Source organism: Pseudoalteromonas sp. MER144-MNA-CIBAN-0113 (assembly GCF_040308965.1).
In the GTDB taxonomy this organism is placed as follows: Bacteria; Pseudomonadota; Gammaproteobacteria; order Enterobacterales; family Alteromonadaceae; genus Pseudoalteromonas; species Pseudoalteromonas tetraodonis.
This window is the reverse complement of sequence record NZ_JBEOOG010000122.1, coordinates 1-5,592: the sequence shown is the minus strand read 5'-3', so window position 1 is coordinate 5,592 and position 5,592 is coordinate 1. Positions and strand designations below refer to the sequence as shown.

3 protein-coding genes and 1 pseudogene are annotated in these 5,592 nt (G+C 41.4%); 2 read left to right on the top strand and 2 right to left on the bottom strand.

Annotated elements, in window-relative coordinates; genetic code table 11:
* Positions 1–77: 77 nt before the first annotated feature.
* Positions 78–299, bottom strand: a pseudogene (locus tag AAEY57_RS18540) (MGMT family protein); the annotation flags it as partial.
* Positions 289–1,191 (bottom strand): LysR family transcriptional regulator, encoded by a 903-nt coding sequence (locus AAEY57_RS18535; RefSeq protein WP_024600876.1) that lies wholly within the window; start codon positions 1,189–1,191, stop codon positions 289–291. The pseudogene AAEY57_RS18540 and the gene AAEY57_RS18535, both read right to left, overlap by 11 nt.
* 122 nt (positions 1,192–1,313) lie before the next feature.
* Here AAEY57_RS18535 and AAEY57_RS18530 point away from each other — a divergent pair, with 122 nt between their 5' ends.
* Both AAEY57_RS18530 and AAEY57_RS18525 read left to right on the top strand, forming a co-directional pair.
* Positions 1,314–2,396 (top strand): efflux RND transporter periplasmic adaptor subunit, encoded by a 1,083-nt coding sequence (locus AAEY57_RS18530; protein ID WP_013463246.1) that lies wholly within the window; start codon positions 1,314–1,316, stop codon positions 2,394–2,396.
* Positions 2,397–2,398: 2 nt separating this feature from the next.
* Positions 2,399–5,464 (top strand): efflux RND transporter permease subunit, encoded by a 3,066-nt coding sequence (locus AAEY57_RS18525; protein ID WP_036954831.1) that lies wholly within the window; start codon positions 2,399–2,401, stop codon positions 5,462–5,464.
* Positions 5,465–5,592: the final 128 nt, after the last annotated feature.

Here is a 5,592-nt window from a genome sequence, read left to right as displayed (position 1 = left end):
ATTGAGTGATCTTGATGGATGGTATTAGGTGATCGGCTTAGATAGTATTAGGTGATCGCGATGCATGAGAATACGCAGTATTTATCACTTCCTTCGGGAAACGCTATTTTACCTTGGCTGTTAACCACTCTATGCCATGGAATAGTAGAGTCTTTAGGCATCTTTTTTAATAAACGACCTACCAACCTAGCATTATTAGGATACCCTGCAAGCGCCGCTACTTGGCCATAACTGGCAACACACCCTGAGGGTATACTCGCAATAATAGTATAAATAACCGTTTCTTTATTAACGTCCATTATTGTTTAAGTACTCCTGACTGAGTAATTCAAATTGCTGCCAAATTTTACGGGCAACAGGACCATGGTGCATAGCATGTTGACGAAAAGCACGAATTTGCGCGCTAAACTGATGCTCTCTGTCTGTTACTATTATTTGCTGTAATGAGCCCGCGGCAATTTCTTTTTTACAGTGGCCTAAGCTCATCATTGCCCATCCTGCACCTGACAATAAAAACGACTTTAGGGTAGATATGTCATCTATTTTCATCACCGCAGCCCCTTTAGAATAAGACAGCCTGTCGCTGTCTATGCTCAAGCCACTTTCAAACATCGCTAAACACGGGTAAAGTTGTAACTCATCGTAGGTAAGCTGCTTAGGTAAAATCCCTTTTGCGCCAACAATACCTATATCTAGCTTGCCTATCGGTAAGCTTTCTAAATCGCCGGTGGCATGAAATAAATCAAACCATGGGCCAATCCCAAGCTCGGCTTGGCCGGTATTCACTTGCTCTAAAGATACAAACCGTTTACCACTGGTTAAACGAAATTCTGTACTAGAAAAATGCTTAAAAGTATTACTTATGATCTCGTTATAACTTTGCACATGACAAATTTGCTCATAGCAAACTCTATATTGCGCTTCATTCCCCAGCGCCAGCTCGGTTGCAAGCTGTGTAAGCTGCTCATTCGCGTTTAAAAGCTGTTTAGCTTCACGATGAAAAATACGTCCTTTTTCGGTAAGTTGTAATCGGTATTTAGAACGGTCGAGTAGATCAAAACCTAATTTCGCTTCTAAGTTTTTAATCGCCAGTGTCAATGCAGGCTGAGTTTTATGTAGCTTTAATGCAGCGCCACTTAAGCTCGCACTTTGCACAATAGCATCTAAAATTTGTAATTGATTAAGTTTCATAGTCAGCCCAGCACATTATAAGTAAAACTTATTGAGTTTCTAAAATTTAATGAATTTTATTTTATATGTTTGCAGCGTATGCTGCACTGACTTATTTAGCCTTTTTTTATCATGGAGATATCATGCCACTGTTTCGCTTATGTTTACTATCTGCGACATTACTAAGTTTAATAGGCTGCTCGGAGCCAGAGAAAATAGTTAAAGAAGAGCCGATTCGCCCTGTTAAATTATTTAGTATTGGTCATGATTCGCAAACAAACATACGCAGTTTTCCTGCGGAAGTCGTTGCAAACCAGGGCTCGTACCTGGCTTTTAGGGTCAATGGTGAGTTGGTTGAATTTCCTGTATTAGCCGGTGAGCAGGTAAAAAAAGGGCAACTATTGGCGAAATTAGACCCTGAAGATTTTCAATTACAATATAATGAGCGCAAAGCGCGCTATGAACTGGCTAAGTCGCAGCTAAAACGTATTAAACAACTATTTGATAAAAATATCACCAGTCAATCCGAGCTTGATCAAGCGGTTGCCAATGAACAAGTCGCTGAGTCAGCGTTTAAAATTGCAGAAACAAATTTAGAGTACAGTGAACTTCGTGCTCCTTTTGCTGGCATAGTAGCCAAAGTGTTTGTAAAAAACTTTGAAAGTATTCAAGCAAAACAAAATGTTTTGCGCTTAGAAACCCGTGATTTTATGGATGTAGCAATACAGGTTCCTGAAAAAATCGTGGCACGTATTCAAAAAGATACCCAATATCAACCTATGGTTGAATTTGATGGCTATCACGACAAGCAATACAAACTCACGCTTAAAGAATGGGATACCCAAGCCGATCCTGCAACACTCACCTATAAAGTGGTGTTTTCATTACCGGTGCCAGAAGATTTTAACTTACTTGCGGGTATGTCGGGACAAGTGATGATAGATTTGAGCAAAGTTACACGCTCACAAACCCCCTACACTATTTTACCTATTGAGTCGGTATTTTCAGATCCTAATAAAAGCCTAAGCGATAATGCCTATGTGTGGGTTTTTAATCAGCAAACTGGCACTGTGCATAAACAAGCAGTACAAGTGGGCCAATTGCATCACGACACTATTGAAGTTCTTAGCGGCGTAAAAGAAGGCCAACAAATTGTCTCTGCTGGTGTTCACTCTTTACAAGAGGGCATGTCTGTTCGCCCTTGGAATAAAGAGCGAGGCTTATAATTATGGGCTTTGCGCAACTATCTATTGAGAAAAAGGTCATTAGCTGGATGTTTACGCTGTTGCTGTTAATTGGCGGCAGTGTGTCTTATTTTGATTTAGGCCAGCTGGAAGACCCTGAATTCACTTTAAAAAAAGCCATGGTGATCACTTTATACCCGGGCGCCTCTCCACAGCAAGTAGAAGAAGAAGTCACATTTCCGATTGAAAATGCCATTCAACAGCTCCCTTATGTTGATTATGTCACCTCTATTTCATCCAATGGTAAATCACAAATTACCGTAGAAATGAAAAGCACCTATCGTAAACAAGAGCTTAGACAAATATGGGATGAAATGCGTCGTAAAATTAACGACCTTAGCCCGTCGCTGCCAAGTGGTGTTTACCCCAGTAATGTGATTGATGATTTTGCCGATGTTTACGGCGTTATGTTTGCCGTCACGGGCGATGGCTACTCGTATGATGAATTAAAAGACTATGTTGATTATTTAAAACGAGAACTTGTTTTAGTCAAAGGAGTGAGTAAAGTTACAATTGCGGGACAACAGCAGCCACAAGTAATGGTTGAGGTATCGACGCAAAAGCTTGCCCAACTCGGTATTGCGCCTAGTCATATTTATGATTTACTGCAATCACAAAACACCGTATCTAACGCTGGACGTATTCGCGTGGGTGATGAGTCTATTCGCTTGCACCCTACTGGTGAATTTAAAGATGTAAAAGAACTTGAAACCTTACTAATTTCAAAATCAGGTGCCAGCGAACTCATTTATCTAGGCGATGTTGCAAAGGTTTACCGTGAATATGCTGAAGTACCGACCAATGTGATTCATTACAATCAACAACAGGCTCTGCTTATTGGTGTGTCGTTTATGTCTGGGGTCAATGTTGTTGATGTGGGTAAACACATAGATGAGCACTTAGCATCTCTTGAGTATCAACGCCCGCATGGTATTGATATTAGCTCAGTGTATAACCAACCTAAAGAAGTAGAGCAGTCGGTAGATGGCTTTATTGTTAGTTTAATAGAGGCCATTGCAATAGTTATTGTAGTACTACTTATTTTTATGGGCTTTAAAAGTGGGGTTTTAATCGGCGGTATATTATTACTGACCGTATTAGGCACATTTATATTTATGAAGCTGTTTGCGATTGACTTACAACGTATATCATTAGGTGCGCTAATTATTGCACTAGGTATGCTGGTCGATAACGCCATTGTTGTGACCGAAGGTATTCTCATCAACCTCAAGCGCGGACAAACAAAGCTTAAAGCGGCAGTTAATATTGTCGATCAAACTAAGTGGCCACTACTTGGCGCAACAGTTATTGCCATAACCGCTTTCGCACCGATTGGTTTAAGCTCAGATGCCAGTGGTGAATTTGCTGGTAGCTTATTTTGGGTGCTGTTTATTTCTTTGCTCTTGAGCTGGATCACCGCAATTACGCTCACGCCGTTTTTTGCCCACTTGATGTTTAAAGAAACCGAATTTAAACACGAACATAATCAAGAGCATGAAGACCCTTACCAAGGCATCATATTCAATGGTTATAAAGCGATATTAAATTTAGCTATGCGCTTTAGAAAAACAACCTTAGTCCTTATGGTTGCTCTTTTATGCAGCGCTGTAGTGGGTTTTGGTGCTGTGAAGCAATCATTTTTTCCAGCCTCGAATACCCCGATGTTTTATGTCGATTACTGGCAAGATCAAGGCGCTGATATTCGCGCAACCCTTGAGGGCATTAAGCAGCTAGAAGCTTATTTACAAAAGAATGAACTGGTCACAGAAATCACCAGTACGGTTGGCCAAGGTGCGCCGCGTTTTATGCTGACTTACGCGCCTGAAAAATCCTACCCTGCTTATGGACAGTTAATTATTCGTGTCACCAATCGTGAAGCCGTCGCAAAAGTCATGCAAAAAGTGCGCGATTACGCAAAGCAACATCCACTGTCAGCAAAGTTAAAAGTAAAACCAATGGAGATTGGCCCCTCAACTGATGCCAAAATAGAAGCGCGGTTCTCAGGCCCCGATCCGGTTGTTTTAAGACAGCTTTCATCACAGGCTAAAGAGATTATCGCTAAAGACGACGGTGCCTTTAACATTCGAGATGATTGGCGTGCACGCACTAAAATGATTCGTCCGCAATTTAATGAACAAAAAGCGCGCCGTTTAGGGATCACCAAATTTGATCTTGACCAAGTTCTGTTAACGAGCCTGTCGGGTAAGCAAGTAGGTGTATATCGTGATGGTACGCAATTATTGCCTATTATTGCCCGTTCACCGGCAAGCGAGCGTTTAAATGTAGACAGTGTTCACGATTTACAAATTTATAGCCCTGTTTTACGCGTGTTTGTGCCGGTTACCCAAGTGGTTGATGAATTTATTGTTGAGTGGGAAGACAGCTTAATTATGCGTCGCGATCGTAAACGCACCATTACTGTGATGGCAGATCATGATGTTTTGGGTGATGAAACGCCTGCAAAATTATTTGCTCGGGTTCGCGCTGAGGTTGAAGCAATTGATTTACCCCGTGGCTATGAAATGCAATGGGGCGGCGAGTTCGAATCATCAAGCAAAGCGAAAAAGGCTATTTTTGGCTCGTTACCACTGGGCTATTTAGCAATGTTTGCAGTAACAGTATTACTGTTTAACTCAGTGAAAAAACCTTTGGTTATTTGGGCAACTGTACCGCTGGCTATTATTGGTGTTAGTGCAGGCTTAATAGTGATGAATGCGCCGTTTAGCTTTATGGCGCTACTGGGCTTATTAAGCTTAAGCGGCATGCTAATTAAAAACGGCATTGTACTGGTTGATCAAATAAACTTAGAACTGAGTGAAGGTAAATCGCCATATCAAGCAGTGTTTGACTCAGGCGTAAGCCGTGTGCGCCCTGTAGCCATGGCCGCTATCACGACAATACTTGGCATGATCCCATTACTATTCGATGTATTTTTTCAGTCGATGGCGGTCACCATTATGTTTGGCTTAGGGTTTGCCACCATACTGACGCTAATTGTAGTGCCGGTTTTATACACTGTGGTATTTAGGATTGATTACCCTAAACAGTAGGCTAACAAAAAACGCAGCTAAGGCTGCGTTTTTATTTGCTTTTTTACACAAGCTTAATTAACCTGAGATCTGCTTAAGCGATAACTAGTGCGTTGAGCTCTACGTCAGTTAAATTAAGGTGTGGCTTA

Excerpts from the sequence above, each read along its gene's own strand:
- AAEY57_RS18535 (WP_024600876.1), bottom strand. The coding sequence starts at position 1,191 with ATGAAACTTAATCAATTACAAATTTTAGATGCTATTGTGCAAAGTGCG.
- AAEY57_RS18530 (WP_013463246.1), top strand. The coding sequence starts at position 1,314 with ATGCCACTGTTTCGCTTATGTTTACTATCTGCGACATTACTAAGTTTA.
- AAEY57_RS18525 (WP_036954831.1), top strand. The coding sequence starts at position 2,399 with ATGGGCTTTGCGCAACTATCTATTGAGAAAAAGGTCATTAGCTGGATG.